Genomic DNA, 1,010 nt, shown 5'->3' on the forward strand with positions numbered 1-1,010 from the left:
TCGCCTACTTTCGTGGTGAGCGCTTATCGGGTTCCGAAATTTCCGGATTTTTGATCGCTTTTGCAGGCTTAATTTACCTTATTCTTCCAGGGGCGGGAGCACCGTCCTTATTGGGTTTTATTTTGATGAGTATTTCCGGCGCGGCATGGGGCGTGTATTCATTGCCTGGTAAGAATTCGACAGATACTCTATCTGATACATTCTTCAACTTTTTACGCACTCTCCCCCTCGTCGCAGTGTTGCTAATTAATGGCGTTATTTTTGGCTCTTTGCAACTTAACGCTGAGGGGCTGCTCCTAGCAGCTCTTTCTGGGGGGATCGCCTCAGGTCTGGGTTATACGATATGGTTTTTGGCTGCAAAGCGTTTGAACACCAGTCAGTCGGCTGCGGTTCAGTTACTGGTTCCGGTTATTGCTGCTTTTTTTGGACTAAGTTTATTAGATGAGGCAATTACTCAGCGTCTTGTTTTATCTTCGTTATTGATCTTAGGTGGAGTAATACTTGTCGTGATCACACGAGGTTTAGTTGCTTCACGTTAATCATTTGTCTTTCGGATTTGCAGGTTAAGTCTCGAGTCTGGTTTAAGCTTCATTCGTACGTTTTTATTAGTAAGGTATGTTTATGTCTCGTGTCGAACTCGATTATCCAAGTCCTACTCACTTTTCTAGACAACTTGCTGTGCGCATTAGTGACATTAATTACGGAAACCATTTAGGGCATGATGGGATGATTACCATGCTTCACGAAGCGCGTGTTTTGTTCTTTCGTTCATTTGGGTACGAAGAGTGGGACGTTGATGGTGTGGGGACGCTTCTTGCTGATCTGGCTATTACGTATAAAAACGAAGCTTTTTATGGAGACTTGCTCAATATAGATATCTCAGTACAAGACATTAGAACTAAAAGCTGTCAGCTCTATTACAAAATGACGCGTGTTTGTGATGAACAGAGCGCTCCGCGCCAATTGATTTCAATCGCAAAAACTGGCGTTGTGTTCTTTGACTTTAACTT

Annotated in this window: 2 protein-coding genes; both read left to right on the forward strand. The window is 43.3% G+C overall.

Features of this window, described 5'->3' with window-relative positions; all coding sequences use genetic code 11:
- On the forward strand, positions 1–539 hold a 539-nt coding region (locus tag A3738_RS09030), incomplete at its 5' end, for a DMT family transporter (protein WP_156504129.1).
- 82 nt (positions 540–621) lie between these two features.
- The coding region (locus A3738_RS09035; RefSeq protein ID WP_068763549.1) for a thioesterase family protein at positions 622–1,010 on the forward strand (389 nt) is incomplete at its 3' end.

The sequence above is a fragment of the Oleiphilus sp. HI0066 genome (assembly GCF_001635725.1).